The 24,848-nt window shown below is 71.1% G+C and carries 29 protein-coding genes; 14 read left to right on the top strand and 15 right to left on the bottom strand.

Annotated features, from left to right (window positions below; genetic code table 11):
- Positions 1–16 precede the first annotated feature (16 nt).
- A complete protein-coding gene (locus QRX60_RS20845) occupies positions 17–418 on the top strand; it encodes an OsmC family protein (protein WP_286002432.1) in 402 nt (133 codons plus the stop codon).
- Positions 419–660: 242 nt separating this feature from the next.
- On the opposite strand, the gene QRX60_RS20850 is transcribed toward QRX60_RS20845, so the two are convergent.
- From QRX60_RS20850 to QRX60_RS20860, 3 genes are all read right to left on the bottom strand, one after another.
- Positions 661–1,002 (bottom strand): hypothetical protein, encoded by a 342-nt coding sequence (locus QRX60_RS20850; RefSeq protein WP_086672538.1) that lies wholly within the window; start codon positions 1,000–1,002, stop codon positions 661–663.
- A 158-nt stretch (positions 1,003–1,160) separates the two neighbouring features.
- A complete protein-coding gene (locus QRX60_RS20855) occupies positions 1,161–3,212 on the bottom strand; it encodes an ATP-dependent DNA helicase (RefSeq protein WP_286002433.1) in 2,052 nt (683 codons plus the stop codon).
- Between the two features lie 122 nt (positions 3,213–3,334).
- Positions 3,335–3,925 (bottom strand): biotin transporter BioY, encoded by a 591-nt coding sequence (locus QRX60_RS20860; protein WP_286002434.1) that lies wholly within the window; start codon positions 3,923–3,925, stop codon positions 3,335–3,337.
- A gap of 207 nt (positions 3,926–4,132) precedes the next feature.
- Here QRX60_RS20860 and QRX60_RS20865 point away from each other — a divergent pair, with 207 nt between their 5' ends.
- On the top strand, positions 4,133–4,750 hold the full coding sequence (locus QRX60_RS20865; RefSeq protein ID WP_332845864.1) for a choice-of-anchor P family protein: 618 nt from the start codon (positions 4,133–4,135) through the stop codon (positions 4,748–4,750).
- Positions 4,751–4,847: 97 nt separating this feature from the next.
- On the opposite strand, the gene QRX60_RS20870 is transcribed toward QRX60_RS20865, so the two are convergent.
- The 3 genes from QRX60_RS20870 to QRX60_RS20880 are packed head-to-tail and all read right to left on the bottom strand — an operon-like array spanning position 4,848 to position 7,382.
- Complete coding sequence (locus QRX60_RS20870; protein ID WP_286002436.1) at positions 4,848–5,492, bottom strand: bifunctional 4-hydroxy-2-oxoglutarate aldolase/2-dehydro-3-deoxy-phosphogluconate aldolase; 645 nt, start codon at positions 5,490–5,492, stop codon at positions 4,848–4,850.
- Positions 5,489–6,067, bottom strand: coding sequence for an isochorismatase family protein (locus tag QRX60_RS20875; protein WP_286002437.1), 579 nt, complete (start codon positions 6,065–6,067; stop codon positions 5,489–5,491). Before QRX60_RS20875 ends, QRX60_RS20870 begins: the two co-directional genes overlap by 4 nt.
- 13 nt (positions 6,068–6,080) lie before the next feature.
- Entirely contained in the window at positions 6,081–7,382 is a 1,302-nt protein-coding gene (locus QRX60_RS20880; protein WP_286002438.1) for a nicotinate phosphoribosyltransferase, read from the bottom strand.
- A gap of 74 nt (positions 7,383–7,456) precedes the next feature.
- Here QRX60_RS20880 and clpS point away from each other — a divergent pair, with 74 nt between their 5' ends.
- The 3 genes from clpS to QRX60_RS20895 are packed head-to-tail and all read left to right on the top strand — an operon-like array spanning position 7,457 to position 9,287.
- A complete protein-coding gene (gene clpS / locus QRX60_RS20885; RefSeq protein ID WP_285476174.1) occupies positions 7,457–7,756 on the top strand; it encodes an ATP-dependent Clp protease adapter ClpS in 300 nt (99 codons plus the stop codon).
- Positions 7,753–8,310, top strand: coding sequence for a DUF2017 domain-containing protein (locus QRX60_RS20890; RefSeq protein WP_286002439.1), 558 nt, complete (start codon positions 7,753–7,755; stop codon positions 8,308–8,310). The genes clpS and QRX60_RS20890 overlap by 4 nt, the downstream gene beginning before the upstream one ends.
- Positions 8,307–9,287 carry a P1 family peptidase gene (locus QRX60_RS20895; protein WP_286002440.1) on the top strand — a complete coding sequence of 327 codons (981 nt, stop codon included), beginning with the start codon at positions 8,307–8,309 and terminating at the stop codon, positions 9,285–9,287. The genes QRX60_RS20890 and QRX60_RS20895 overlap by 4 nt, the downstream gene beginning before the upstream one ends.
- A 1-nt stretch (position 9,288) precedes the next feature.
- On the opposite strand, the gene QRX60_RS20900 is transcribed toward QRX60_RS20895, so the two are convergent.
- On the bottom strand, positions 9,289–9,690 hold the full coding sequence (locus tag QRX60_RS20900; RefSeq protein ID WP_286002441.1) for a hypothetical protein: 402 nt from the start codon (positions 9,688–9,690) through the stop codon (positions 9,289–9,291).
- Between the two features lie 46 nt (positions 9,691–9,736).
- Between QRX60_RS20900 and QRX60_RS20905 the strand changes: the two genes are divergently transcribed.
- The 3 genes from QRX60_RS20905 to QRX60_RS20915 all read left to right on the top strand — a co-directional run bounded on the left by QRX60_RS20905 (position 9,737) and on the right by QRX60_RS20915 (position 11,437).
- Positions 9,737–10,144 (top strand): M67 family metallopeptidase, encoded by a 408-nt coding sequence (locus QRX60_RS20905; RefSeq protein WP_286002442.1) that lies wholly within the window; start codon positions 9,737–9,739, stop codon positions 10,142–10,144.
- A 66-nt stretch (positions 10,145–10,210) separates the two neighbouring features.
- Positions 10,211–10,483, top strand: coding sequence for a MoaD/ThiS family protein (locus QRX60_RS20910; protein WP_086679767.1), 273 nt, complete (start codon positions 10,211–10,213; stop codon positions 10,481–10,483).
- A 3-nt stretch (positions 10,484–10,486) separates the two neighbouring features.
- Positions 10,487–11,437, top strand: coding sequence for a PLP-dependent cysteine synthase family protein (locus QRX60_RS20915; protein ID WP_286002443.1), 951 nt, complete (start codon positions 10,487–10,489; stop codon positions 11,435–11,437).
- Between the two features lies 1 nt (position 11,438).
- Here QRX60_RS20915 and QRX60_RS20920 read toward each other — a convergent pair whose 3' ends face one another.
- The gene (locus tag QRX60_RS20920; protein ID WP_286002444.1) at positions 11,439–12,266 is read right to left on the bottom strand and encodes an MBL fold metallo-hydrolase; all 828 of its coding nucleotides are present in this window, start codon (positions 12,264–12,266) and stop codon (positions 11,439–11,441) included.
- 9 nt (positions 12,267–12,275) lie between these two features.
- Between QRX60_RS20920 and QRX60_RS20925 the strand changes: the two genes are divergently transcribed.
- On the top strand, positions 12,276–12,992 hold the full coding sequence (locus QRX60_RS20925) for an aspartate/glutamate racemase family protein (RefSeq protein WP_286002445.1): 717 nt from the start codon (positions 12,276–12,278) through the stop codon (positions 12,990–12,992).
- A 1-nt stretch (position 12,993) separates the two neighbouring features.
- On the opposite strand, the gene QRX60_RS20930 is transcribed toward QRX60_RS20925, so the two are convergent.
- Positions 12,994–13,845 (bottom strand): arylamine N-acetyltransferase family protein, encoded by an 852-nt coding sequence (locus QRX60_RS20930; protein WP_286002446.1) that lies wholly within the window; start codon positions 13,843–13,845, stop codon positions 12,994–12,996.
- Positions 13,846–13,939: 94 nt separating this feature from the next.
- On the opposite strand from QRX60_RS20930, the gene QRX60_RS20935 reads away from it, so the two are divergent.
- From QRX60_RS20935 to rdgB, 5 genes are read left to right on the top strand one after another with little or no spacing between them, the layout of a single operon-like run.
- Complete coding sequence (locus QRX60_RS20935; RefSeq protein WP_286002447.1) at positions 13,940–14,590, top strand: rhomboid family intramembrane serine protease; 651 nt, start codon at positions 13,940–13,942, stop codon at positions 14,588–14,590.
- Complete coding sequence (gene murI, locus QRX60_RS20940) at positions 14,587–15,393, top strand: glutamate racemase (protein ID WP_286002448.1); 807 nt, start codon at positions 14,587–14,589, stop codon at positions 15,391–15,393. The genes QRX60_RS20935 and murI overlap by 4 nt, the downstream gene beginning before the upstream one ends.
- 29 nt (positions 15,394–15,422) lie before the next feature.
- Positions 15,423–16,190 carry an MBL fold metallo-hydrolase gene (locus QRX60_RS20945; protein WP_286002449.1) on the top strand — a complete coding sequence of 256 codons (768 nt, stop codon included), beginning with the start codon at positions 15,423–15,425 and terminating at the stop codon, positions 16,188–16,190.
- 23 nt (positions 16,191–16,213) lie between these two features.
- Positions 16,214–16,990: a ribonuclease PH gene (rph, locus tag QRX60_RS20950; RefSeq protein WP_286002450.1), complete on the top strand. Its 777-nt coding sequence runs from the start codon at positions 16,214–16,216 to the stop codon at positions 16,988–16,990.
- Entirely contained in the window at positions 16,987–17,595 is a 609-nt protein-coding gene (rdgB, locus tag QRX60_RS20955) for an RdgB/HAM1 family non-canonical purine NTP pyrophosphatase (protein ID WP_286002451.1), read from the top strand. Before rph ends, rdgB begins: the two co-directional genes overlap by 4 nt.
- Here rdgB and QRX60_RS20960 read toward each other — a convergent pair.
- From QRX60_RS20960 to QRX60_RS20985, 6 genes are all read right to left on the bottom strand, one after another.
- Positions 17,592–20,792, bottom strand: a complete 3,201-nt coding sequence (locus QRX60_RS20960; protein WP_286002452.1) for an NACHT domain-containing protein — start codon at positions 20,790–20,792, stop codon at positions 17,592–17,594. The two genes, rdgB and QRX60_RS20960, sit on opposite strands and share 4 nt — an antisense overlap.
- Before the next feature lie 77 nt (positions 20,793–20,869).
- Positions 20,870–21,334: a VOC family protein gene (locus tag QRX60_RS20965; protein ID WP_286002453.1), complete on the bottom strand. Its 465-nt coding sequence runs from the start codon at positions 21,332–21,334 to the stop codon at positions 20,870–20,872.
- A 38-nt stretch (positions 21,335–21,372) separates the two neighbouring features.
- Complete coding sequence (locus QRX60_RS20970) at positions 21,373–21,915, bottom strand: hypothetical protein (RefSeq protein WP_286002454.1); 543 nt, start codon at positions 21,913–21,915, stop codon at positions 21,373–21,375.
- A 53-nt stretch (positions 21,916–21,968) separates the two neighbouring features.
- Positions 21,969–23,132, bottom strand: coding sequence for an ABC transporter permease (locus tag QRX60_RS20975; RefSeq protein ID WP_286002455.1), 1,164 nt, complete (start codon positions 23,130–23,132; stop codon positions 21,969–21,971).
- Complete coding sequence (locus tag QRX60_RS20980; RefSeq protein WP_286002456.1) at positions 23,129–23,800, bottom strand: ABC transporter ATP-binding protein; 672 nt, start codon at positions 23,798–23,800, stop codon at positions 23,129–23,131. Before QRX60_RS20980 ends, QRX60_RS20975 begins: the two co-directional genes overlap by 4 nt.
- Complete coding sequence (locus QRX60_RS20985) at positions 23,797–24,834, bottom strand: HlyD family secretion protein (RefSeq protein ID WP_286002457.1); 1,038 nt, start codon at positions 24,832–24,834, stop codon at positions 23,797–23,799. The genes QRX60_RS20980 and QRX60_RS20985 overlap by 4 nt, the downstream gene beginning before the upstream one ends.
- Positions 24,835–24,848: the final 14 nt, after the last annotated feature.

Here is a 24,848-nt window from a genome sequence, read left to right on the forward strand (position 1 = left end):
TCGGGTTGGAGCGGGCATGGGACTGGAAGTACAGCGCGACGGGCAGCACGCCTTCGTCGGACGCAACGACCGCGGTGCGGAGGTCCGGCTGGGCCGGACGGGCGCGGAAGGGGCGTTCTCGCCCGCGGAGCTGCTGCAGATCGCGGCGGCGGGCTGCAGCGCGGTGACCGCCGAAGAGCTGATCACGCGGCGAGTCGGTGAAGACGCGAAGTTCCGCGTCACCGTCAGCGCCGACCGGCGTGAGGGTGCCTCGGAGCTGGACGCCGTGCACGTCGGCTTCGATGTCGACGTGTCGACTTTGGCGGCGGATCAGCGGGAAGCCCTGGCCGGTGCCGTGGATCGCGCGATCGAACGGCTCTGCACGGTGAGCCGGACGCTCAAGAAGGGGATTCCGGTGACGGAGGAGTTCCCGGCTTAGGGTCGGGAGCGACCGGGATCAGGGAATCCCACTCTTCGGCCAGCCTGCGCTGGTTTTGCTCGTCGAGGAAGGGCACCACGACGAAGCACGCGCGGCAGACCCGGGCATGCCGCACCAAGAAGACCGGACGCGATTCGAGGAACCCCGGCCGTTTGAACATCAGCCGGGCCCAGCTCGAGGCGGTGTCGAAGTCGGCGAGCGGGCTCAGCGCGTCTTCGGTGCCGCAGACGGGACAGCGCACCTCAGTTTTCGCTGGATTCCCAGACCACATAGGCCTGGTCGGCGTCGGTCGTCATGGCCTCGATGAACTTCTCGTTGTCGAAGCCGGGCAGGGCCTGCAGGCGCTCGATGAGCGCGTCGGCCGCCGGGTCGCCGCTTGGCACCGCCGTGCCCTTGCCATCCGTGCCCACCAGCATGAAGAACACGTCTTCGTTCCACGGGCCGTCGGGGATCACCCGGACCATCACCGACGACAGACCGGCCCACGTGACAGCTTCTTCGCTGCCGTCCGCGAGCCGCCGCCGCACGCCGGTGTCGTCGACACTGACGGTCCGGGACTGTGCGCTGGACGAATCCTGGGTCAACCGGTGCTCCCTTGTTGCTGTGCCGCTCGTACTGATCCGACCACAGCCACGGCCGAATGACTCCGCAGCGGCGGTTACGTTCTGTGTGGGGGCGGCCTGCTTTTGGTCGGATCAGTACTTGGGTTGCTTCACCGTACCGGGCGGTGTTGTGGACCGCGTCACGCGGGCGCGGCTGCGTCCAGTCGGCGCAACGCGTCCCGCGCCACCTTCGGGTCCATCGTGGGCCAGAACGGCGGCAGCGAGGCACGGAGGAATCCGCCGTAGCGGGCGTTCGCCAGCCGCGAATCCAGCACCGCGACCACGCCGCGGTCGGTGACCGACCGGTGCAGCCGCCCGGTGCCCTGCGCCAGCAGCAGCGCCGCGTGTGTGGCCGCCACCGTGAGGAACCCGTTGCCGCCGCGGGCTTCCACCGCGCGTTGCCGGGCCGAGGACACCGGGTCGTCCGGGCGCGGGAACGGGATCCGGTCGACCACCACGAGCTGCAGCGACGGCCCGGGCACGTCCACGCCCTGCCACAGGCTGAGCGTGCCGAACAGGCACGTGCGGACGTCCTCGGAGAACTTCTGGACCAGCAGCGATGTCGCGTCCTCGCCCTGGCAGAGGATCGGGAAGTCGAGCCGCTCGCGCATCTCCTCGGCCGCCTGCTTGGCCGCCCGCATCGAGGAGAACAGCCCCAGCGTGCGCCCGCCCGCGGCCTCGACCAGCTCGGCCAGTTCGTCCATTGTGGACGATGCGAGGCCGTCGCGGCCCGGCGGCGGCAGGTGCTTGGCCAGGTAGAGGATGCCGTTGCGCTTGTGGTCGAACGGCGAGCCGACGTCCAGGCCGGTCCACTTCGGCCCGGAATCGGTGTCGGACGGCGCTTCCTTGTCCGTCGCGGCGCCCGGTGCCTTCTCGACGCGTGCCGCGGCCGGCGGGAGCCCCCACTGGCGCGCCATGGTGTCGAACGTGCCGCCCAGGGTCAGCGTCGCCGAGGTGAGGACCGTCGTGTGCAGGTTGAAGACGCGCTCGCGCAGCAGCCCGGCGACGCCCAGCGGGGCGACCTTCAGCGCCGGCGGCCGCGGGTTCGACGAGTACTTGTCGCCGGAGAGCCACACGACGTCGCGCTGGTGCGCCTGGTCGTCGTCGAACGCCTCCAGCAGCCGGACCGCGGTGTCGTGCACCTCGTCGAGCAGCGAGCGCGCCAGCTTGCGCGCGGTGGCCCCTTCGACGTCCTCCTTGCGATCCGAGCCCAGCGCCGTGATGCACCGGTGCGCGGCGTCGCGGATCGCCGGGATGGCGCCCTTCAACGGCTGGGGCAGCTCGTCCATCCGGCCCGCGGGCAGGTCGTCGACGATCAGCGCCAGCCCGTCACCCGCCTCCAGCAGGCCGTCGGCGACGTCGGCGTCGATCAGCTTGCCGCAGCGGCGCGCCGCCGACGCGCACATCGCGCTGGTCAGCTCGCCGGTGGCGACCGAGGTGACGCGGTCGACGAGGTCGTGCGCCTCGTCGATGATCACGACGTCGTGGTCCGGCAGGACCTGGTAGCCCTGCAGGGCGTCGATCGCCAGCAGCGCGTGGTTGGTGACGATGACGTCGGCGCGGCCGGCCTCGGCGCGAGCCTTCTCGGCGAAGCAGTCCGTGCCGATCGGGCAGCGCGAAGCGCCGAGACATTCCTTCGCGGTCACCGACACCTGGCGCCACGCCTGGTCGGTGACGCCGGGGACGAGCTCGTCGCGGTCGCCGGTTTCGGTGTCCGACGCCCACTCCCGCAGCCTCGTGACCTCCTTGCCCAGCCGCGACACCGCGAACGGGTCGAAGAGCTGGGCGTCCTCCGGCTCGTCCGGTGCGCCGGAGTCCAGGCGGTGCAGGCACATGTAGTTGCGGCGGCCCTTGAGGATCGCGAAGGTCGGTTCGCGGCCGAGCGGCTTCTTCAGCGCTTTCGCCAGGCGCGGGAGGTCGCGGTCGACGAGCTGGCGCTGCAGCGCGATCGTCGCCGTGGAGACCACGACGGTGGCTTCCTTCTCGACGGCGTGGCGGATCGCGGGGACGAGGTAGGCCAAGGACTTGCCGGTGCCGGTGCCGGCCTGCACGGCCAGGTGCTCGCCGGTGCGGATGGCGCGGCCGACGGCGTCGGCCATCTGCACCTGCCCTGGGCGTTCGGCACCCCCGACGGACTCCACCGCGTGGGTGAGGAGTTCGAGGACGCCGGGGAAGTCAGTTCGGGCGGGCACAGCGACACATTAGCCGCCACCGCCGACAGGATCGGTGATCCGTCGCGAACGGGCCACTCGCGCCGTGTGCAGGAGACGGCGAAGGGGCCCGCCGTCGCGACGGCAGGCCCCTTCGGCACGCGTCAGTCCTCGGAACGGCGGCCCGAGACCAGCTTCCAGGTCAGCGGCAGCAACCCGGCGGCCACGACGATCTTGATCGCGTCCCCGACCAGGAACGGCGTCACGCCCTTGGCGAACGCGGTCGGCAGGGCGAACCCGGTCGACGCCATCAGCCACGGCACGCCGAACGCGTAGATCACGACGTTGCCGAGCACCATGGTGCCCGCGGTGCGCACCGGTGTCCGGTCGCCGCCGCGGCCGGCGAGCGCGCCGACCAGCGCGCCGGCGAAGACGAACCCGACGATGTAGCCGGCGCTCGCGCCGGACAGGCCCGCGGTGCCGTGCTGGAACCACGGCACGCCCACGGCGCCGACGAGCAGGTACACCAGCATCGACGCGGCGCCGCGCGACATGCCGAGCGACGCGCCGACGAGCAGCGCGGCGAACGTCTGGCCGGTCATCGGCACCGGGCTGCCCGGGACCGGGATGGTCAGCTGCGCGGCGGCGCCGGTGAGCACGGCACCGCCGGCGACCAGCGCGATGTCCCGGACGAGCGAGCCGGGCACGAGGTCGGCCAGCACGGGCCGCTTGCCGGCGAAGGACAGCGAAGACACGAAACCTCCCTGGGTGAGCAGACGATCGAGGTTAACGCTCGTTACCCCGGGAAAAACCCCGGAAGTTGCGTTCCTCACCGGCCACCCGTCCGGGTGGACCCGATCAGGGAAGGCACCCGGCCTGCCGATGACGAAGAGGGTAACTACGAACTGTCACGGAACCGAGGAGGCCGGTGCATGCGAAACGCCAGGAAGAGGACATTCCGGTTGCTGGCGGTGACGACGCTGGCCGCCCCGCTCCTGGTCGCCGCCGCGCCGGTCACGTCCACCGGATGGGCGTCTTCCGGCTCGGTCGACGTGACCATCGACAACGAGCACGTCGTCACCGGTGAACTGGCGAAATGCACCGTCGACGGCCCCTACAGCGCCCGGACGCAGGGCGGTGAGACCGGTGACGTCGCGGTGTTCGGCTTCGGCGAGACCGGCTGCGGGCGCTCGGACGCGGTGTCGATCGCGCAGGCGTCCGGGCACCGGTTCGAGACCACCGTGCTGAAGCGCTACGGCGGCCCGGCGCTCTCCGTGCGCACCTATTCGGCGAAGTGCGCGACGACGGCCACCGGCAGCCTGGGCGAGGTCGAGGTCGGCACGGTCGGCGGGATCACCGTGCCCGCGCAGATCCCGCCGAACGATCGGATCGTCATCCCCGGCGGGCCCGCGGGCACCGCGCTGGCGACGGTGATCCTCAACGAGACCGTGACGCCCCAGCCGCCGGACGGCAGCCTGGTGACGCACGCGCTGCACATCAAGCTGTTCCCGCAGGGCGGCCCGGCGAGCGGGGACATCTACCTCGGCACGGCGGCGTGCGACCCGTTCGGGAAGAAGTAGCGCCCCAAGGCGGCCTTGGGTGCATCCAACGCACCGAAGGCCGCCGTGGGTGCGTTGAACGCACCGAAGGCCACATTGGGGCGCTCAGGGCCGGGGGTCAGACGGTCGTGAAGCGGGCAGCCGCCGCGACGAACTCGCCGGCCCGGGTCGCCAGGTCCGGGAGGCTCCCGCTCGGCGAGAGCGCGTCGCCCAGCAACGGGGTCGCCGCGGCGACCGCGATCGCGCCCGCGCGCAGGTAGCCCTCGACGTCGGCCAGGTGGACGCCACCGGTCGGGACCAGCGGGACGTCCGGCAGGGGCGCCCGGATCGCGCGCAGGTACGCGACCCCGCCGACGGCCGCGACCGGGAACACCTTGACCGCGGCCGCACCGAGGCGCCAGGCCTGGTCGATCTCCGTCGGCGTCAGCGCGCCGCAGATCACCGGGGTCTCCAGTTCGGCGGCGCGTTCGAGGACGGCCGGGTTGACCGTCGGCGTGATCAGGTACGCGGCGCCGGCGTCGACCGCGATGTCCACATCGGACGATTCGCGGACGCTGCCCGCGCCGATCAGCGCGTCGTCGCCGAGCGCCAGGCGCAGCGCGGTGATCGCGGCGGGCGCGCCCGGCGTCGTCAGCGTCGCTTCGAGCAGGCGGATGCCCGCCGCGTGCAGCACCATCGCCGCGTCGGCGAACCGCGATGCGTCGGACGCGCGCAGGATCGCGACGAGCCGGTGTTCCGCCAGCGCGGCCTGCAGATCCTTCACGCGGCCGGCCCGACGAACGCCGTGCCGGTGTGGGTGATCCCCGCCTTGTCGAAGTCCTCGATCGTCGCGTCCACCGTCGGCTGCGACCCGCCGACCGTCAGGTCCAGCAGCACCCGCACGCCGAAGCCCGCCTTCGCCGCGTCGAGCGCCGTCGCGCGGACGCAGAAGTCGGTCGCGATGCCGACGACGTCGACGTCGGTGACGTCGTGCTCGCGCAGCCACGTCTCCAGGGACTTCCCGTCGCGGGACGCGCCCTCGAAACCGGAGTACGCGGCGCTGTACTCGCCCTTGGAGAACACCTCGCCGATCGGGACGACGTCGAGCGCGGGGTGGAACGACGCGCCCGGCGTGCCGGCGACGCAGTGCACCGGCCAGCTGTCCTTGAAGTCGGGCGTCTCGCTGAAGTGGTCGCCCGGGTCGATGTGGTTGTCCCGGGTGGCCACGACGTGGCTGTACCCGCCTTCCACGGCCTGCTTCGAGATGGCGGCCGCCGCGGCGGCCCCGCCCGGCAGGCCGAGCGACCCCCCTTCACAGAAGTCGTTCTGGACGTCCACCACGATCAGCGCGGTTCCCATGGTCGAACTCCGTTCAGAAGAAGAGCGTCGGGATAGCGGGCTCGCCGTGCGAGAGCTTGAGGCCCTCCCACGGCAGGCTGACCAGGCCGCGGCGCAGCCGCTGCCTCGCGTCGTCGAGCGTAGGCAGGTCGGCCTCCGCGCGGCCAGCACGGATCAGCGGGATCTGCAGGGTCCGGTCGTTCGGCTCGGGCTCGGGCGCGCCGCCCGCCGTGGTCCAGACGACCTCCTCGATCGCCGTGCCGGTGCCGCGGTGACGCCGCAGCGCGGACTTCCGGCCGCCGCGGGACTCCTTGTGGGCGCTGCGCTTCGCGACCGGCTTGCCGTCCACCTCGACCAGCTTGTAGACCATCCCGGCGGTCGGCGCGCCGGACCCGGTGACCACCGAGGTGCCGACGCCGTACGCGTCCACCGGCTCCGCGCGCAGTGCCGCGATGGCGTGCTCGTCGAGGTCGCCGGAGACGACGATCCGGGTGTCCTTCGCGCCGAGGGAGTCCAGCTGCTCGCGGGCGCGGCGGGCGAGCGGGCCGACGTCGCCCGAGTCGATCCGGATCGCGCCGAGCTCGGGCCCGGCGACGCGGACCGCGGTCTCGATGCCGGCGGTGATGTCGTAGGTGTCGACCAGCAGCGTCGTGTCCGCGCCCATCTTTTCGACCTGCGCGCGGAACGCCGCCTCTTCGCTGTCGTGCAGCAGCATGAACGCGTGCGCGACGGTGCCGCGGGTCGGGATCCCGTAGCGGCGGCCGGCTTCGAGGTTGGACGTCGTCGCGAAACCGGCCAGGTAGGCGGCCCGCGCCGCGGCGACGGCGGCGTATTCGTGCGTGCGGCGCCCGCCCATCTCGATGATCGGCCGGCCGTGCGCGGCCCCGGACATCCGGGCCGCCGCGGACGCGATGGCGCTGTCGTGGTTGAGGATCGACAGCACCAGCGTCTCCAGCAGCACGCACTCGCCGAACGAGCCGGAGACGGTGAGGATCGGCGAGCCGGGGAAGTACAGCTCGCCCTCGGGGTAGCCGTCGACGTCACCCGAGAACTCGTAGTCCGCGAGCCAGGACAGCGTCGCGCCGTCGACTACCGCGGTGGCCTCCAGCTGTGCCAGCTCGGCGTCGGTGAAGCGGAAGTCCGCGATCGCGTCGAGGACGCGGGCGGTGCCCGCGACGACGCCGTAGCGGCGCCCGTCCGGCAGGCGCCGGGCGAACACCTCGAACACGCAGGGCCGCGCGTGCGTCCCGTCGGCGAGCGCGCTGCCCAGCATGGTCAGCTCGTAGTGGTCGGTGAGCAGCGCAGTGCTGGTCGTGGCCGGCTCCGGTGAACCCATGGGGGCAGCCTATTCACCCACATGGCCGGACCTGGCGCGGCGTACCCTGTCGCCTCCGTGACACCATGGGGTGCATGTCCATGCCTGTCGCAGCCGAGCAGACGCAGGTCGAGCCGGCCGGTGCCGAGGTCGCCGAGTCGGACACACCCTGGCGGACCGTGGTGTGGAACGACCCGGTCAACCTGATGTCGTACGTCACGTACGTCTTCCAGAAGCTGTTCGGGTACGGCCGCGACCACGCCACCAAGCTCATGCTGGATGTGCACCACAAGGGCAAGGCGATCGTCTCGTCCGGCACCAAGGAGAAGGTGGAGACCGACGTGGCGAAACTCCACGCGGCGGGTCTGTGGGCCACCATGGAGCAGACCTCGTGAACGGCTGGCGGCGCAAGGGCGCCGTGATCCACGCGGGGTTCGAGCAGCAGGAAGCCGCGGTGCTGCGGGGACTGGTCAGCCAGCTCGAGGACATGCTCACCGCCCGCGCCGAGGAGGCGCCGCAGGACGAGCTCGCCGAGCTGACCGGCATCCGGATCGGGCCGACCGAGTCCCCGGACGACCCGGTGCTCTCGCGGCTGCTCCCGGACTTCCACAAGCTCGACCCGGACAACCCGACCCGCGAGGACCTCGACTCCGCCGCGGCGATGCGTTCGCTGCACGAGCCGGAGCTGCTGGACCTCAAGGTCGGCGTGGCCAAGATCGTGCTCGACACGCTGCCCCGCGACGGCGGCCACGTCCGGCTGACCGAGGAGCAGGCCGACGCCTGGCTGGGCGCGCTCAACGACGTCCGGCTGGCGCTCGGCACGGCGCTCGACGTCACCGACGACATGCCCGACGAACTGCCCGAGGACGACCCGCGGGCGCCGCACCTGGGCGTCTACCACTGGCTGACCTGGGTGCAGGAGACGCTGATCCAGGCGCTGACCGGATGATCACCGACGTGCCGGGTGTCCTGGTCGGGCACCACGAGCGGGTGGGCGACGGCTGGGCGACCGGGACGACGGTGGTCCTGGTGCCCGACGGCGCGGTCGGCGCGGTGGACCAGCGCGGCGGCGCACCCGGCACGCGGGAGACCAACCTGCTGGAGCCGGAGAACCTGGTGCAGCGGGTCAACGCGATCTGCCTGTCCGGCGGGAGCGCGTACGGGCTGGCCGCGGCCGACGGCGTCATGCGGTGGCTCGCCGAGCGGAACCTGGGGTTCCCGGTGGGCACGCAGCCGCACGAGGTCGTGCCGATCGTGCCCGCGGCCGTGCTGTTCGACCTGCCGCGCAGTGAGTGGGGCAACCGGCCGGACGCGTCCTTCGGGTACGCGGCGTGCGAAGCGGCTTCGGACTCGTTCGCGCAGGGGACGGTCGGTGCGGGCGCGGGGGCGGCGGTGGGGTCGCTGAAGGGCGGGATCGGCTCCGCGAGCGAGGTCGTCGGCGAGTACACGGTCGGGGCGCTGGCGGCGGTCAACGCGGCGGGCGAGGCCGTGGACCTCTCGACCGGACGCGCGTACGCGGCCGACCACGGCGACTTCGGTGTGACATGGCCCTCGCGCGCCGCTTCGCTGCCTTCTCGCGCGACCGACCTGAACACGACGATCGGTGTGGTCGCGGTGGACGCGGCGCTGGCGAAGGCCGAGGCGCGGCGGATCGCGGTCGCGGCCCAGGACGGGCTGGCGCGCGCGGTGCGCCCGGCCCACACGATGTTCGACGGCGACACGGTGTTCGCGCTGGCCACGGGCGCCCGCGAGCTGCCGGAGGCGAGCGGTCCGTTCGGCGCGGCGGCGCGCCCGGCGGCGCTGGACGCGCTGTGCTCGGCGGCCGCGCGGGTGTTCGCGCGGGCGATGGTCCGCGGTTTCCTGGCGGCGACGACGGCCGGCGGGGTGCCGGCCTACCGCGACGTCTGGCCGGAAGCCTTCGCCTGAGTCACAGGTCCGGGAGCGGGTCCGGCGGCAGGTCGCGAGCGCCTTCGAGGTTCGCCGCGCGGACCGCGCTCACGTACTCCTCGTCGATTTCCAGGTGCAGCCGGGCGAAGGACAGCACCGGGCCGAGCGAAGGGTGGACCTCGACCGGGCCGATCTCGGTCCGCCGGGGGAGCCGGTCGTAGACGGCTTTCGGCGTGTGGCGGCGGAAGCGGCCGCCGTAGAGCACGGTGATGCCGCGGTCGGTGACCACGACGAAGAACGCGGCCCTCGTGCGGACGCCGTCGACGTAGAGCGAGATCCCGGGGATGAGGTACTGGATGCGTTCGGCGTCTTCGAGGAACTTGCGGCACCGTTCGCGGGCGATCGCGGTACAGGCATGCCTCGATTGTCCTGGTGAGCGCAATATCTCATCATCTGGACAGCTTGTGTCCACCACCTAAGATGGTGGTGTGCTCCGGATCCGCCGTGACCTCGTCGACGAGATCGTCGCCCATGCCCGCCGTGACCACCCCGACGAGGCGTGCGGCGTGATCGCCGGGCCCGAAGGGTCCGACTCGCCCGAGCGGTTCATCCCCATGCAGAACGCCGCCCGGTCGCCGACGTTCTACGAATTCGACTCCGGCGACCTGCTGAAGCTCTACCGCGAGATGGACGCCAACGACGAGGTGCCCGTGGTGATCTACCACTCGCACACCGCGACCGAGGCGTACCCGTCGCGGACCGACGCGAACATCGCGGCCGAGCCGGACGCGCACTACGTGCTCGTCTCCACCCGCGACCCCGAAGTGCACGAGCTCCGTTCGTACCGGATCGTGGACGCCGAGATCACCGAGGAGCCGGTCGAGATCGTCGACTGAGCCCGCTCGGAACAAACCGCGCGCCGAAGGCGTCTGCGTGTAAGAACCCACCGGAGGTAAGAACCCATGGCCGTGACCGTCTCCATCCCGACGATCCTGCGCACCCACACCGGCGGCGAGAAGTCCGTCGAGGCGAAGGGCGCGACCGTCCTCGAGGTCATCGACGACGTCGAGTCCCGCCACGCCGGCATCAAGGGCCGCCTGGTGAAGGAGGAGAAGCTGCACCGCTTCATCAACGTCTACGTCAACGACGAGGACGTGCGCTTCGCCGGCGGCCTCGAGGCCGAGGTCAAGGACGGCGACACCCTGACCATCCTCCCCGCCGTGGCCGGTGGCTGATCGATGGCTCGCTTCGAGTCCCTGCTCGACGCACTCGGCGGTACCCCGCTGGTCGGGCTGCCCCGGCTCTCGCCCACGCACGACGTGCGCCTGTGGGCGAAGCTGGAGGACCGCAACCCGACCGGCTCGATCAAGGACCGCCCCGCGCTGGCCATGATCGAAGCCGCCGAGCGGGAGGGCAAGCTGCGGCGCGGCTCCACGATCCTGGAGCCGACGTCGGGCAACACCGGCATCTCGCTGGCCATGGCCGCCAAGCTCAAGGGCTACGGGCTGGTCTGCGTGATGCCGGAGAACACCTCGACCGAACGCAAGCAGCTGCTGCAGGCCTACGGCGCGCGGATCGTGTTCTCCCCGGCTGCGGGCGGCTCGAACGAGGCCGTCCGGCGGGCGAAGGAGCTGGCCGAGGCGAACCCGGACTGGGTGATGCTCTACCAGTACGGCAACCCGGCCAACGCCGACGCGCACTACCGCGGCACCGGGCCCGAGCTGCTCAAGGACCTGCCGACGCTGACGCACTTCGTCGGCGGCCTCGGCACCACCGGGACCCTGGTGGGAGTCGGGCGGTACCTGCACGAAGCCAAGCCGGACGTCCAGGTCATCGCGGCCGAGCCCCGCTACGGCGAGCTGGTGTACGGCCTGCGCAACCTCGACGAGGGGTTCGTCCCGGAGCTGTATGACGCCAGCGTCCTCAACGGCCGGTACTCGGTCGGCGCGTACGACGCGCTGCGCCGGACGCGGGAGCTGCTGGAGCACGAAGGCATCTTCGCGGGCATCTCGACGGGCGCGGTGCTGCACGCGGCGTTGGCGGTGGCGGAGAAGGCCGCCGCTCGCGGCGAGGTGGCGGACGTCGCTTTCGTCGTCGCGGACGCCGGGTGGAAGTACCTGTCGACCGGGGCCTACGCGGGCTCGCTCGACGAGGCCGCCGAGCGGCTCGACGGGCAGCTCTGGGCCTGAGTCACTCGGCCTGCCAGAGTTCGGGCAGGGCGAGGTCGATGCCGTCGGCCTCGGCCAGCCGCGTGAAGGTCGCCATCGTCGTCCCCAGGTCGTCGAACACCTTCGGCAGCAGCTTGAGCGGCTTCGACAACGGGCGCCAGAAGGCGTCCCAGTGGATCGGCCGGACGACGCGGGGGTGCACCGCGCCCACCGTCTCCCGCCAGTACTCTTCGCGCCATTCCTCCGTCTGCTTGCCGGCCGCTCCGGCGCCGAGGTAGACGACGTCCGCGTCGTGGCCGGCCAGTGCGCCGGGCACGAAGTTCGCCGACGCGTGGACCAGGACGCTGCCCGCCGCGTGCGCGATGTGGAACGAGTAGCAGCGGCCGGTCTTGAAGGCCTTCGCCCTGGCCGGCAGCCGGACCGGCTCGGTGATCTCGCCCGGTACCCGGTCGCCGTCGCTGTGCTCGGCGTCGACCGGAGTCACGGTGAAGGCCCCGAACTCCACCGGCTTGCCCGGCACCAGCTCCTCGAACGGCTTCGCGGCCAGGCCGTAGCCCTCCTGGACCTTCCGGGTGGACGGCGAGCCGGCCAGCGTGGCACCGGTCAGCTCGGCGACGACCGGCGCGTCGAGAACGTGGTCGACGTGCGAGTGCGCCACCAGGACGGCGTCGAGCTCCGTGACACCGAGCCGCCGCAGGGCCTCGTCGATCCGGCCGCGGTCCGGCGCCACCCGCGTCGCCATCTTCAGCAGCGACGGCCGGGAGAAGAAGCCGTCGACCAGGACGGCCGAGCCGCCGTCGGTGACCAGGACGTTCGAGACCCCGGCGAACGCCGTGCGCAGTTCGGGCATGCTGACATCATGAAGGTCATCGGGCTGCTGGGCGGGATGAGCTGGGAATCGTCCATCGAGTACTACCGCTTGGTGAATGAACGGGTGAAGGCCCTCCTCGGCGGGTTCCACTCGGCGCACACCGTGCTCTACTCCGTCGACTTCGCCGCCGTCGAGGCCATGCAGGCCGAAGACCGCTGGGACGACGCCGGCGCCGAGCTGAACCGCGCGGCGAAAGCCTTGGAGGCCGCGGGCGCCGACTTCGTCGTGCTCTGCACCAACACCATGCACAAGGTCGCCGACCAGCTGGCCGACGGCCTCCGCATCCCGCTGCTGCACCTCGGCGACGCCACGGCCGCGGCCATCCGGGCGGCCGGGATCCGCCGCGTCGGGCTCCTCGGCACCGGGTTCACCATGGGGCAGCCGTTCTACCGCGACCGGCTCGCCGCGCACGGTCTGGACGTGCTGGTGCCCGGTGCCGAAGACCGCGACCTGGTGCACCGGGTCATCTACGACGAGCTGGTGCTCGGCGTCGTGAAGCCCGAGTCCCGGGAGGCCTACCGCGGCGTGATCGCGCGGCTGGCCGAGGCGGGCGCCGAGGGCGTGATCTACGGGTGCACGGAGATCGAGCTGCTCGTCGGCCCGGAGGACTCGCCGGTGCCGACGTTCCCGACGACCCGCCTGCACGCCGACGCCGCCGTCGACTTCGCGCTGGGCAAGACCCCCCTGCCGGTGCCGCCTGCCTGAGTCACACGGCGACCACCGGCCCGCCGCCCGCGTGGGTTTCGTGCTGCCCGACGACCTGCCGCCACAGCTGCTCGCGCTCCCCGGCGGTGAACAGGTCCGGGGTGACGCCGAAGACGTCCGCCGCGGCCGTCCACCAGTCCTCCGGTGACTCGACGACTTCCTTGGCGCCGTGGCGGTTCAGGGTCAGCGCCCGCAGGGTGTCGACGCCCGCGGCGTCCCGGCGTTGCAGCACGCAGACCCGGACGAACCCGGACTCCGGTGCGGTCGACAGCCACGCGTGCTTCTCCGCGAAGTCGGCCATCTCCGCCGCGCCCGGCGCGAAGTCGAAGCCCGCGAAGCTGCCCGACGGGTCGTGGTCGAACCGCCAGCCACCCGGCGCCACCTCCGAGGGCCGCAGCCGGTAGGTGTGCGGGCCCTGGGCGTACGTGCCTTCCCGTAGGGGGAGGGGCTCGTGGATGCCGTCACCCAGCCCGGCGTCCACCAGCCACGTCGTCTCCGGCTCGTCCGGCACCCCGGTGACGGTCAGTGCCAGGTGGTTGCGGTCGACGTTCGGCGCGTCGCCCGGACCGCCCTGCACCCCGCCGAGGTGGCGCGTGACCTGGTAGCCGAGCTCGCGCAGCAAGGCCGAGAAGGCGCCGTTCAGGTGGTAGCAGTACCCGCCGCGACCTCGCAGGATCCGCGCGAGCGACGCCGACGGCTCCAGCGGCGTCGGCCGCCCGAGCTGGACCTCCAGCGCCTCGTACGGCACGCGCTCGACCTGCGCCGCGTGCAGCCGCCGCAGCGCGGCCACGCTCGGCGGCTCCGCGTCGAGGCCGAGCCGCTCCAGGTACCCGTGAACGTCGAAGTTCCCCATGCCCCGAGACGCTAGCGGCAGGCACCGACAGAAAGCGGGGATCAGGGATTTCACCCGAGGCGGACCGACCGGGCCCTGACGTAGCGTCGGTCCCGTGAGCACCTTGCCCGTGAACCCGGTCCCGGAAACCGACGCCGCCAAGCGCGTGCTGCCGCCCAGACCGAAGGCGGCCGCGCTCGTCGCGCTCTCGTTCACCCTGCTGCTCTACCTGGTCGAGCTGGTGGACGTGATCCTGCCCGGCGACCTGGACCAGGGCGGCATCCACTCCCGGGTGCTGTCCGGCCTCGACGGCGTGCTGTTCGCGCCGCTGCTGCACGCCGGCTGGTCGCACCTCTTCGCGAACACCGTGCCGGTGCTCGTGTTCTCCTTCCTCGCCATGGCCGCCGGGATCGGCCGGTTCGCCCTGGTCACGGCCATCATCTGGGTGGTGTCCGGGCTCGGGGTGTGGCTGATCGGGCCGGCGAACGCCGTCACCGTCGGCGCGTCCGGGCTGGCCTTCGGCTGGCTCGCCTACCTGCTGGTGCGCGGCATCTTCAACCGCGCGGCCGGGCAGATCCTGGTCGCCGTCGTCCTGCTCGGCGTGTGGAGCGGCATGCTCGTCGGCCTGCTGCCCGGCAACCCCGGCGTTTCCTGGCAGGGACACGTCTTCGGCGCGCTGGCCGGTGTCCTCGCGGCGTGGCTGACCAGCCGCACGGGCAAGTCGCGCAAAGCCGTGCCCGCGGCTCCGGGTAACCTCGAAGGGTGACGTCTCCGCCCGCTGATGCCCCGATCGGCGTGTTCGATTCCGGCGTCGGCGGGCTGACGGTCGCGAGGGCGCTCCTCGAGCAGCTGCCCGCCGAGCAGCTCCGCTACGTCGGCGACACGGCGCACAACCCGTACGGCCCGCTCCCGATCGCCACCGCCCGCCGCTACGCGCTCGCGGCCCTCGACGAGATCGTCGAAAGCGGCGTGAAGGCCCTGGTCATCGCCTGCAACACGGCGTCCGCGGCCTGCCTGCGCGACGCGCGCGAGCGCTACGACGTGCCGGTGATCGAGGTCGTCCTGCCCGCCGCGCGCCGGGCCGTCGTGGCCACGCACACCGGCCGGGTCGGCGTGATCGGCACCGAGGGCACCGTGCGGTCGCGCGCCTACGAGGACGCGTTCGCGGCCGCGCCGGGCATCACGCTCACCAGCGTCGCCTGCCCGCGGTTCGTCGACTTCGTCGAGCGCGGCATCACCTCCGGCCGCCAGGTGCTCGGGCTCGCGCAGGGCTACCTGCAGCCGCTGCTCGACGCCGAGGTCGACACGCTCGTGCTCGGCTGCACGCACTACCCGCTCCTGCAGGGGGTGCTGCAGATCGTGATGGGCCAGGAGGTCACCCTGGTTTCGAGCGCGGACGAGACGGCCAAGGACGTCGTCCGCGTGCTCACCGAGCGGGACCTGCTGACGACCCGGGAGACGCCGCCGCGGCACGAGTTCCTCGCCACCGGCTCGGCCGAGCCGTTCACCCGGCTCGCCCAGCGGTTCATGGGGTTCGCCCCGGGTGTCCTCGCTCCCACCACCGCGTGATCAGGCCGCCCGGCGCTTAGGGTGTCGACGTGCGACTGACCATCCTCGGGTGCTCCGGCAGCATCCCCGGGCCGAACACCGCCGCGTCCGGCTACCTGGTCGAGGCGGAAGGCTTCCTGCTCGGCCTCGAGCTCGGCAACGGCACGCTGGCGCAGCTGCAGGCCGTGACCGACCCGTTCGACCTGGACGCCCTGGTGCTCACGCACCTGCACCCCGACCACTGCGCCGACGTCAGCGCGCTCACCGTCCTGCGGCGCTACCACCCGGCGCCGCCGTACCCGGCGCGCCCGCGCCTGCTGCCGCTGTACGCGCCGCCGGACGCGCCCGTCCGGCTGGCCAACGCGTACGCGCCCAACGAGGCCGAGCGGGCCGTCACCGACCTCACCGACGTCTACGACTTCCACCCGCTGCGCCCGGAGCCGTTCCGGATCGGCCCGTTCGAGGTCGTCGCGGTCGAGGTCGACCACCCGACCCCGGCGTACGGCCTGCGCATCTCCTACGGCGGCCGGATCCTCGCGTTCACCGGCGACACCGGCCCGTGCGCGGCGCTCAACGAGCTCGCCGACGGCGTCGACCTGCTGCTCGCCGAGGCGTCGTGGACGGATTCGGCCGAACGCCCGGCCGGCGTGCACCTGTCGGGGAAGCAGGCCGGCGAGCTGGCGCGCGACGCCGGTGTCGGGCGGCTGCTGCTGACGCACATCGCGCCGTGGACGGATCCCGGTGCGGTTCTGGCCGAGGCTTCGGCGGAGTTCCCGGGAGCCGAGGTCGTGAAGCAGGGTGCCGTCTACGACGTCTGAACCGCCGGTCCTAGAGTGCTCCCGTGGCTCGAAAAGATGGCAGGAACGACGACCAGCTCCGTGACATCAAGATCACCCGGGGGTTCCAGCAGTGGCCGGCGGGGTCGGTGCTGATCGAATTCGGCAACACGCGCGTGCTGTGCGCCGCGAGCGTCACCGAAGGGGTGCCGCGCTGGCGGGCCGGATCCGGGCTCGGGTGGGTGACCGCCGAGTACGCGATGCTGCCGTCCGCGACCAACACCCGCAGTGACCGCGAGTCCGTGAAGGGCCGGATCGGCGGGCGCACGCACGAGATCTCGCGGCTGATCGGCCGTTCGCTGCGCGCCTGCATCGATCTGGCGGCGCTGGGCGAGAACACGATCGTCATCGACTGCGACGTCATCCAGGCCGACGGCGGCACGCGCACGGCCGCGGTGACCGGCGGCTACGTCGCGCTGGCCGACGCGATCACGTGGCTGGGCGCGGCGAACCGGCTCAACGACCCGCAGCCGCTGTCGACGTCGGTGGCCGCGGTGAGCGTCGGCGTGGTCGACGGCCGGGTGCGGCTCGACCTGCCGTACGAAGAGGACTCGCGCGCCGAGGTCGACATGAACGTGGTCGCCACCGACGCGGGCACGCTGATCGAGGTCCAGGGCACCGGCGAGGGCGCGACCTTCGCCCGGTCCACTTTGGACAAGATGCTGGACATGGCGCAGGCCGGCTGCGAAGAGCTGACCCGGCTGCAGAACGAGGCCCTGGCGCTGCCGTACCCCGGCGAGCTGCCGGAACCGCGTCCGGACAAGAAGAAGGGCTCGAAGTGACGAAGCTGCTTCTGGCCACGCGCAACGCGAAGAAGCTGGGCGAGCTTCGGCGGATCCTCGACGCCGAGGGGATTTCGGGGATCGAGGTCCTCGGTCTCGCGGACGTTCCCGACTTTCCGGAAGCGCCCGAGACAGCGCCGGACTTCGAGGGCAACGCGGTGGCGAAGGCCCGTGACGCCGTGGCGGCCTGTGGACTGCCGGCCATCGCCGACGACTCGGGCATCGCGATCGACGCGCTGAACGGCATGCCGGGCGTGTTGTCGGCGCGCTGGGCGGGCGGCCACGGCGACGACGAAGCGAACCTGAACCTGGTGCTGGGCCAGCTCCGCGACGTCCCGGACGAGCGCCGCGGAGCCCAGTTCGTCTGCGCGGCGGCGCTGGTCCTGGTGTCCGGCGAGGAGACGCTGGTCCGCGGCGAGTGGCGCGGAACCATGGTCCACTCCCGGCGGGGGACGAACGGCTTCGGGTACGACCCGATCTTCCGGCCGGATGGCGAGACCCGGACGTCGGCGGAGATGGAGCCGGCGGAGAAGGACGCGGTGTCCCACCGGGGGCGGGCTCTGCGCGCCCTGCTGCCGGCGTTGCGGGAGCTCGCGGAGGGTTAACGGACGATCAGCTTGACGCCTGAGCCGAGCTTTTCGGCACCGACGAATTCGGCGTCGACTAGCTCGACGGTCACATTCAGGTCGGCTATCGGGGTCAGGTCGACTGGCTCCGAAATACCTTCGAAGACGACCTCTCTCAGGGTTGGGATCAGCGGAAGCTCGTGAATTGCGCCTGGAGTGGTGTAGTGAAACTTCAGCCATTGAATAGGCACGTTTGCCAATGGGGCCAAGTTGTGTAGCTCGATAGAGCTCAATGTCAAAGCTCGTGTCTGAGGGAACACTCGAGCGAGTTCTTCTCCTGAAATCGATGCACCGCCTCTCGCCTCTCCCCTGAACAGCTCGATTTCCGATAATTTCGGAAGAGGTTTGGATCTTTTAATCGTCTCCATGGGTATGTCCCACATTCTGAGGAACCTGAGGTTCTCCAGCGCTGAGATGCTGTCGATGTTTGATACCCGTGTCAGTCGATCGATATTGAGGTGTTCGACTTGGTTGAGATCTTCAAGTTGCCTGAGGCTGAGCCAAGGTGTCTTGCGAAGTAGTGTAAGTGTATGAAGATTGGAAATTTTCTCCAGTGCGCGTAGATTGACGAATCTTCTTGCAAAGAAGAGGCGGAGCGCCTCGAGTTCGGTGTGCTGAGCCAGTTGGCCCAAGTCAATGGTCGTGTCTCGTTCAAAGGAGACCCTAAGGTCGTGTAGATGTGGGACCCCTTCGAGGAATAGTAGATCCTTCTGCCAATCGTAATCGGATAGATCAACGGTTAGTTTTGTCATTTTCTTTAGGAGATGGACGTAGGTGAGCAGGCGGAGGTTGGTCACCTTCGTCCGCCCTTCAGTCAGCGGTGAGTCGCCGAGCACCTGCGTGGCGTACTGCTCAGGATCGAAGTACTGCCACGCTTGAGCCAGCTGATTTTGCACGAGCTCGCGGCTATCCTGGGCGTAGCTTCGCAGCAGCCTCAGGGCATCGTCGCCCGCGGTGAGCGCTGCTGCTCGCGTGGTCGCTGCCGCCGCTGCCTCCGACAAACCCTCCAAGCTTTCCGGCAGGTACCTCAGGATCCGCGGCCCGATGGAGGCCAACGACTGCGTCTCCCGAATGCTTCGCGGTGGTACCAGCTGCTCCCGAATCACGGCTTCCACTTGGGCGATGACCTCCGGGTCCGCGTTGCTCACCGTCTCCAGACAGGCTGCGGCCAGCAGGCGCAAGTGGCGTGCGTGCCGGGGCTCATCGTCTGCGCGATCGAGAATCCCGCTCAATAGCTTTCCCGCTTGGTGGTGCTTCGCATGCCCACACGCCATTACGATCGTCTCCCACCACGTGTCGAGGTGGGCGCGGTCGATCAACGTCTCCAGGTGGTCCTGCTCCGTCGCCTCGTTCGCCGCCAAGCACTCTTGGAACGTCCGGTGCACGAAGTCCACGCGATCGCGAACCGGCTCACGCAGCACGCCGCTGCGTTCCAGGAGGTGGTTGAGCACCTCCTCGGGCGTGTGGTCGACGTGCGGCAGGGAGGGCAGCCGCCGGGCGATGTGTTCGCGGGCTCGCTCCTTCGGCAGCTCCACCTTCGACGCCAGGGAAAGGCGCCACGCCAGGTCTCCGAGCAGGAGCTGCTTCTGTGCCTCCGTCAAGATCACCCCGATGCGCCGCTCGGCGTCGCGCAGGTGCAGCAACATCGACAAAGCCTTGCGGTACAGGTCCATCCGGTCCCGCGGCAACTCCGATCGATGAGCCAGATTCAAAGCGCACAGCATCGCGCACAACAACGGGCTCGCCGCCAGCGTCCTCAAGTGTGGCCGGCTGTCGAGCTGGTTGAGCAACCGCCGCTGGACCGCCGGCAGATCCGTGTCCGTGCGGACCGTTCCGCCGGCCGCTGCCGCCTTGTGCCAGCGGGTCACCAGTGCCTCGATGTCGTCGGCGCTCATCGACTCCAGCAGGACGCAGTCGAAGCCCTCTTGGGCCAGCCAGCGCTGGTCGGCCGCCGCCGTTCGGGACGTCACCACGAACCGCGTGTCCTCGAAGGCCAGCGACAGCTCCCGCAGCCAGGCCTTGACCTCGCGACGGTGACTGGCGCCGACCTCGTCCACACCGTCGACCAAGACCATCGCCCGGCCTGCAGCCAACACCCGGCGGGCCCAGCCCTCCGGCGGGGCCAGCATCGGTGCGACGTGCCCCACGAACTCCTCCGGACGCGGCAACGGCTCGGCCGCGAAGCTCCGCAGCCGGATCGGGAACGGCACCCGGCCGTTCCAGCCGGCGAGTTTCCCGGTGAACCCGCGACGGGCAGCCGTCACCGCCAGCCAGTCCAGCAGGGTCGTCTTGCCCGAACCGGCTTCTCCGCGCACCAGCACTCGGCTCGTCCCGCCGAGCGCGGCTTCGACGCGCATGTTTGCGCTGCCCATCCGGTTCTGCCGCTTCTCGAACCAAAGCTCGTCCATCCGGCGATCGGCCCGCCGCGGTTCGTCTTCGGAGGAGACGCTCAGGCTCAGGTAGGCGACAGTCAGGGGCAGTGCCGGCTGGTCGTCCATCGTCAGACCGAGCAGCTCGAGACGGTCGAGGTTGCGCGCGATCAGGCCCAGGTATGACGTCTCGAACGCGGCGTCGCGGTCGGTGCCGTCCGGTGCGGTGAGGCTTGTCTTCGGGAGCCGGACCAGCAACTCCTCCAACTGGTCGCTCTGCTTGCTGAGCCGGCCCAGCACCTCGGCCAGTGCTCGAGGCTGGAACGACGGCAAGTGCCGGACCACCTGCACGAGGTGACGACACGCCTGGTCGAGGGCGAGTTCGTACAACGCACTCGCTTTGGGGGCGAAATGCCGCTCGGCCGCCAGGTCGGGGAGCTCGCCGCGGATCTTCCTGGCCAGCTGCTCGGGGTCCGCATCCGTGGCCAGGAAGGCTTCGTCCGAGAGATCGGCCTTGGTCAGCGCGTCCTCGACGGCCAGGAAGGCCGCGTCGATCTCGTTTTGCGGCAGCGTTGCGAACCGATCCGCCAGGACCTGTTCCAGCTGCTCAGCGACCTGTGTGCCGATGTTCTGGACGAGGTTCTCCAGCTTCCGCCGCTCGAGCAGGCCCTTCAGTTCCCCGGCGGCGAGGTCGACCAAGTCGTCCGAGCGCTCGGATGTCGCCTTCCGGCGCTGCAACCACGACTTCGCCGCGTGCGTAGCAATCTGCCCGCCGAGCTTCAGCGCCGGCGCTTCCAGGCCCGTCAATGCGTCCTCCCACCCTCAGACCGCCGGATGTTTCCCGGCGAACGGAGCAAGGGCAAGCCTGCAAGCGGGTGGAAGTGCTAGACCCCGGCGACGTCCGGGGTGACGGCGTGCGGCGGCCCCGCGTCGACCTGGGTCGCGACCTCCCTCGTCCACAGCTCGACCACGTGGCCGTCGGGATCCGTGACGTACGCCGAACGCTGGCCGGGTGCTGCCGGGTCGTCGCCGAAGTACACCTCGTCCACCCGGACGCCCTGGGCGCGCGCCCGGGCCACCGCCGCGTCGTAGTCCTCCTCGGCCACCGTCATCGCGAAGTGGACGTGCGCTCCCGGGCGGGCGCCCGCGATGCCGGTGAACGGCTTCCACAGGCCGATCCGCGTCCGGTCGCCGGACTGGACCCAGACGGCTTCGCGGCCCTTCCACGCCGGGCCTTCCCAGCGCAGCACCACCGGCAGTCCGAGCACTTCGGTGTAGAAGCGTTCGGACGCTTCGAGATCACGGGCTTCCAGCACCAGTTCGGTGACGCCCTTCGTCAAGTCGGTCATGTCTTCATGCTGGAACCTCCAGGAAACTGGAGGTCAAGTCACTTGTCACTCGGCCCGAGGATCGCCACTTCGCAGTCGTGTTCGATCTTGTCGGAGTTCGGGGGCTGGGAGTCGCTCGAATACGTCCACGGCGACTCGTCGTTGTCCGGCGTTTCGACCACGTGCATGCCCTTGTCGTTCATGCACTGGACCCACTTGTGCATGTTGTCCTGGTACGCGGGGTTCTCGCGGTCCATGCCCCACGGCAGCAGCGGCAGCTTCGACCGGCAGGCGTCGCCCGCGTCCTTGTGGTCCGCGCTCCACTTCTTCGCGCCCTCGATGGTGTTCGGCTGCGTGTCGACGTCCGCGCCGTGGTCCTTCATGCACGTCCGCCACGGCTCGATCAGGCGCTGGGACTCCTCCGCCGTCTCGTCGACGCGGTGGCGGGGGCGGCCGCCGTCCGCGTCCGTCGAGGGCGGAGCAGAGGACGGCACCGAAACAGGTGTCGTGAGCGAAGCCACCTGCGGCGGCGCCGGCGGCGGCGGCGAACACGCGGCCAAGCCGAGCAACAGAACAAGACCAGCCAGGAGACGAAGAGCCATACCGGAAGCATGACCGGCGCTTTTCAGGAACTCGTCAGCACGCCGTGAGCGGCTCATGCCAGCGCCTGCGTCGGCGGCATCCGCGCGGCGCGCAGCGACGGGTGCAGCCCCGCCAGCACTCCCACCACCAGCGCCCCGAACACCCCGCCCGCCACCGCGACGGCCGGGATCACCGGGGGCCAGCCCTGGTAGGTCGTGTAGCCGAGGGTCACGAGCACGCCCAGGACCGTCCCCGCGCACCCACCGAGCCCGGACAGCGCCACGGCTTCGGTGAGGAACTGGTCGCGGATGTGCCCGCGCGTCGCGCCTAACGCTCGTCGCAAGCCGATTTCGCGGCGGCGTTCCAGCACGGAGACGAACATCGTGTTGGCGACGCCGACCCCGCCGACCAGCAGCGCGACCCCTGCCAAGCCCAGGAACAGCGCGGAGAACGCCGTCTGCGTCGCCTGTTTCGCGGCCAGCGCGTCCGACGGCCGGGACACCTGCACCAAACCTGGTAACGAGGGGTTCAGCGTCGCCGGCAGCACCGCGCGGACGTCGGCGATCGCGTCCTCGCGCGCCTTCACGTACACCACCGTCGGGTGCCCGTCGAAGCCCAGGAACCGTTTCGCCGAACCCCAGCCCACGAGCACCGCGCGTTCGACGTCCGGCGCGAGCGGCATCGGCGCGAGCACCCCGGTGACCGTGTACCAGGTCGTGCCGATCAGCACGACCGGCGGCGGCTGTCCCGGCACCACGCGCGGGATGCCGAGCCGGGACGCGGCGACGTAGCCCAGCGCCACCACAGGCAGGTCCGACGCGTCGAACCGTCCTGATTGGACAGTTCCGTTCAGGGCCGGCAGCAGGTCGAGGGACGCGGCGAGCACCGAAAGTCCCGACCCGTCCTGCGGATCGACGCGGTCGGACCGCCGGACGACGGCGTGCGTGTTCGCGACGGCCGCCGCCGTGGTCACCGGCCCGATCCGCCGCACGCTCCCCACCGCCGACTCCGGCAGCACCACCGGCGGCGTCTGGTTCGGCTGCGGTTCGGCGCGCAGCAGGTTCGTCCCCAGCGCCGTCAGCTGGTCCAGCAACGCGGCTTGGCTCGACGCGGGGATGCCGGTGACCACGATCAGCGTCGCGATGCCGAGCGAGATCCCCAGCGCGGACAGCGCCGCCCGCAACGGCCGCGTCCGGATGCCCAGCAGGCCCAGGCCGAGCACGTCGGCGGGCGTCACGCGGTGTCTCCCACGATCCGGCCGTCGCGGAACTCGACGCGCCGGGGCAGCCCGGCCGCGATGTCCCGGTCGTGCGTGATGACCGCGATCGTCGTGCCCTCGGCGTGCAGCCCGGTCAGCAGCTCCAGCACGGCCTGCCCGTTCGCGGTGTCCAGCGCGCCGGTCGGCTCGTCGGCCAGCACCAGCGCCGGGTCGTGGACGACGGCGCGCGCGATCGCGACGCGCTGGCGTTCCCCGCCGGACAGCTCGTGCGGCCGGTGGGACACGCGGTGCGCGAGCCCGACCCGGCCCAGCGCCTCGAGCGCGAGGGGACGGCGACGGCGGCGCGGCACCCCGGCGTACAGCAGCCCGGTGGCCACGTTGTCCACTGCGGACAGTCCGTCGGTGAGGTGGAACTGCTGGAACACGAACCCCAGCCGGCGCCCGCGCAGCGCGGACAGCTGCCGGTCGGACAACGTCGTGACGTCGTCGCCGCCGACCTCCACCGTCCCCGACGTCGCGCGGTCGAGCGTCCCGGCGATGTGCAGCAGCGTCGACTTTCCCGAGCCCGACGGCCCGGCGATCGCCAGCAGCTCGCCTTCGGACACGGTCAGCGTGACGTCGTCGAGCGCGACGACGTCGCCGGGGTAGCGCTTGCTCACCCCGCGCAGGGCCAGAACCGGCGTCACGACGTCGTCACCACCCTCAGGCCTTCGGTGATCCCCGCACCGCTGATCTCGACGAGGTCGCGCGCGAACATCCCGGTCTTGACGGCTTTCAGGGTCCCGTCCGGCAGCTGCACGGCGTACCCGCCTTCGCGCAGCGCCAGCAGCGCGCCGACCGGCACCGCGAGCACGCCGGCGTGCGTCTCGGTGGCGATCCGCACCTGGACCGACGCCGAGTCGAGGTCGGCGACGGACTTCGGGTCGTCCGGGGCGACCGTGACGTTCACCTTGGGCGGCCCCTGCGCCCCGCCCTCCGGCGTGCCCGTGACGTCCGTGCTCACCGACGTCACCTTGGCGGCGACCTCCTGGCCGTCCGGCCGCACCACCGTCACCGGCGCACCGGTCTTGATCGCCGCGACGTCCGAAGCGGACACCGGCGCGACCACCACCTTCGTCGTCGCGCTGACCGTGAGCAGCGGTTCCGCGACCGGGTCGCCGGGCTGCGCGGTCACCGAGTTGACCCGCACCGGCCCGGGCAGGACGAGGACCTGGCCGACGTCGAGCGTGCCCGTTTCCTCCAGACCGGCCTTCTTCTGCCATTTCTTCAGGACTTCGGAGAAGGTGAACGTCTTGGGGTGCCCCACTTTGTAGCCCAGGGCGGCCAGGTTCGCGGCGACCACGGCGACGTCCGGCCCGGTGAGGTCCGGGTTGTCGAGCTTGCGGAACAGCGGGGTGTCGCCGAAGAACACCGGGACGCCCCGGCCGTCCACTGAGTACAGCGCCTTGCCGCGCTGGGCGAGGTCGCCGACGGCGGGCAGCTTCGTCACGGTCCCGGAACCGGTGCCCTTCATCGGTGCGGGTGTGCCGAAGCCCAGCGTTCCGGTGAACGACTGCGTGTTCGCCAAGTCGGTCTTCCGGACGGCGACGGTGGCCACGGCGGGCGGGGGCGCGGCCGGGGCGGTGGTCCCGCGCCCGTGGTCGACGACGAAGTACGTCGTGGCGCCCAGCACGGTGATCACCGCGACAGCCGCCCAGAGGCCACCCGATCGGGTTTTCATGGCGTCACGCTCGC

Origin of the sequence: Amycolatopsis mongoliensis, from assembly GCF_030285665.1 — a bacterium.
Taxonomy (GTDB): Bacteria; Actinomycetota; Actinomycetes; order Mycobacteriales; family Pseudonocardiaceae; genus Amycolatopsis; species Amycolatopsis mongoliensis.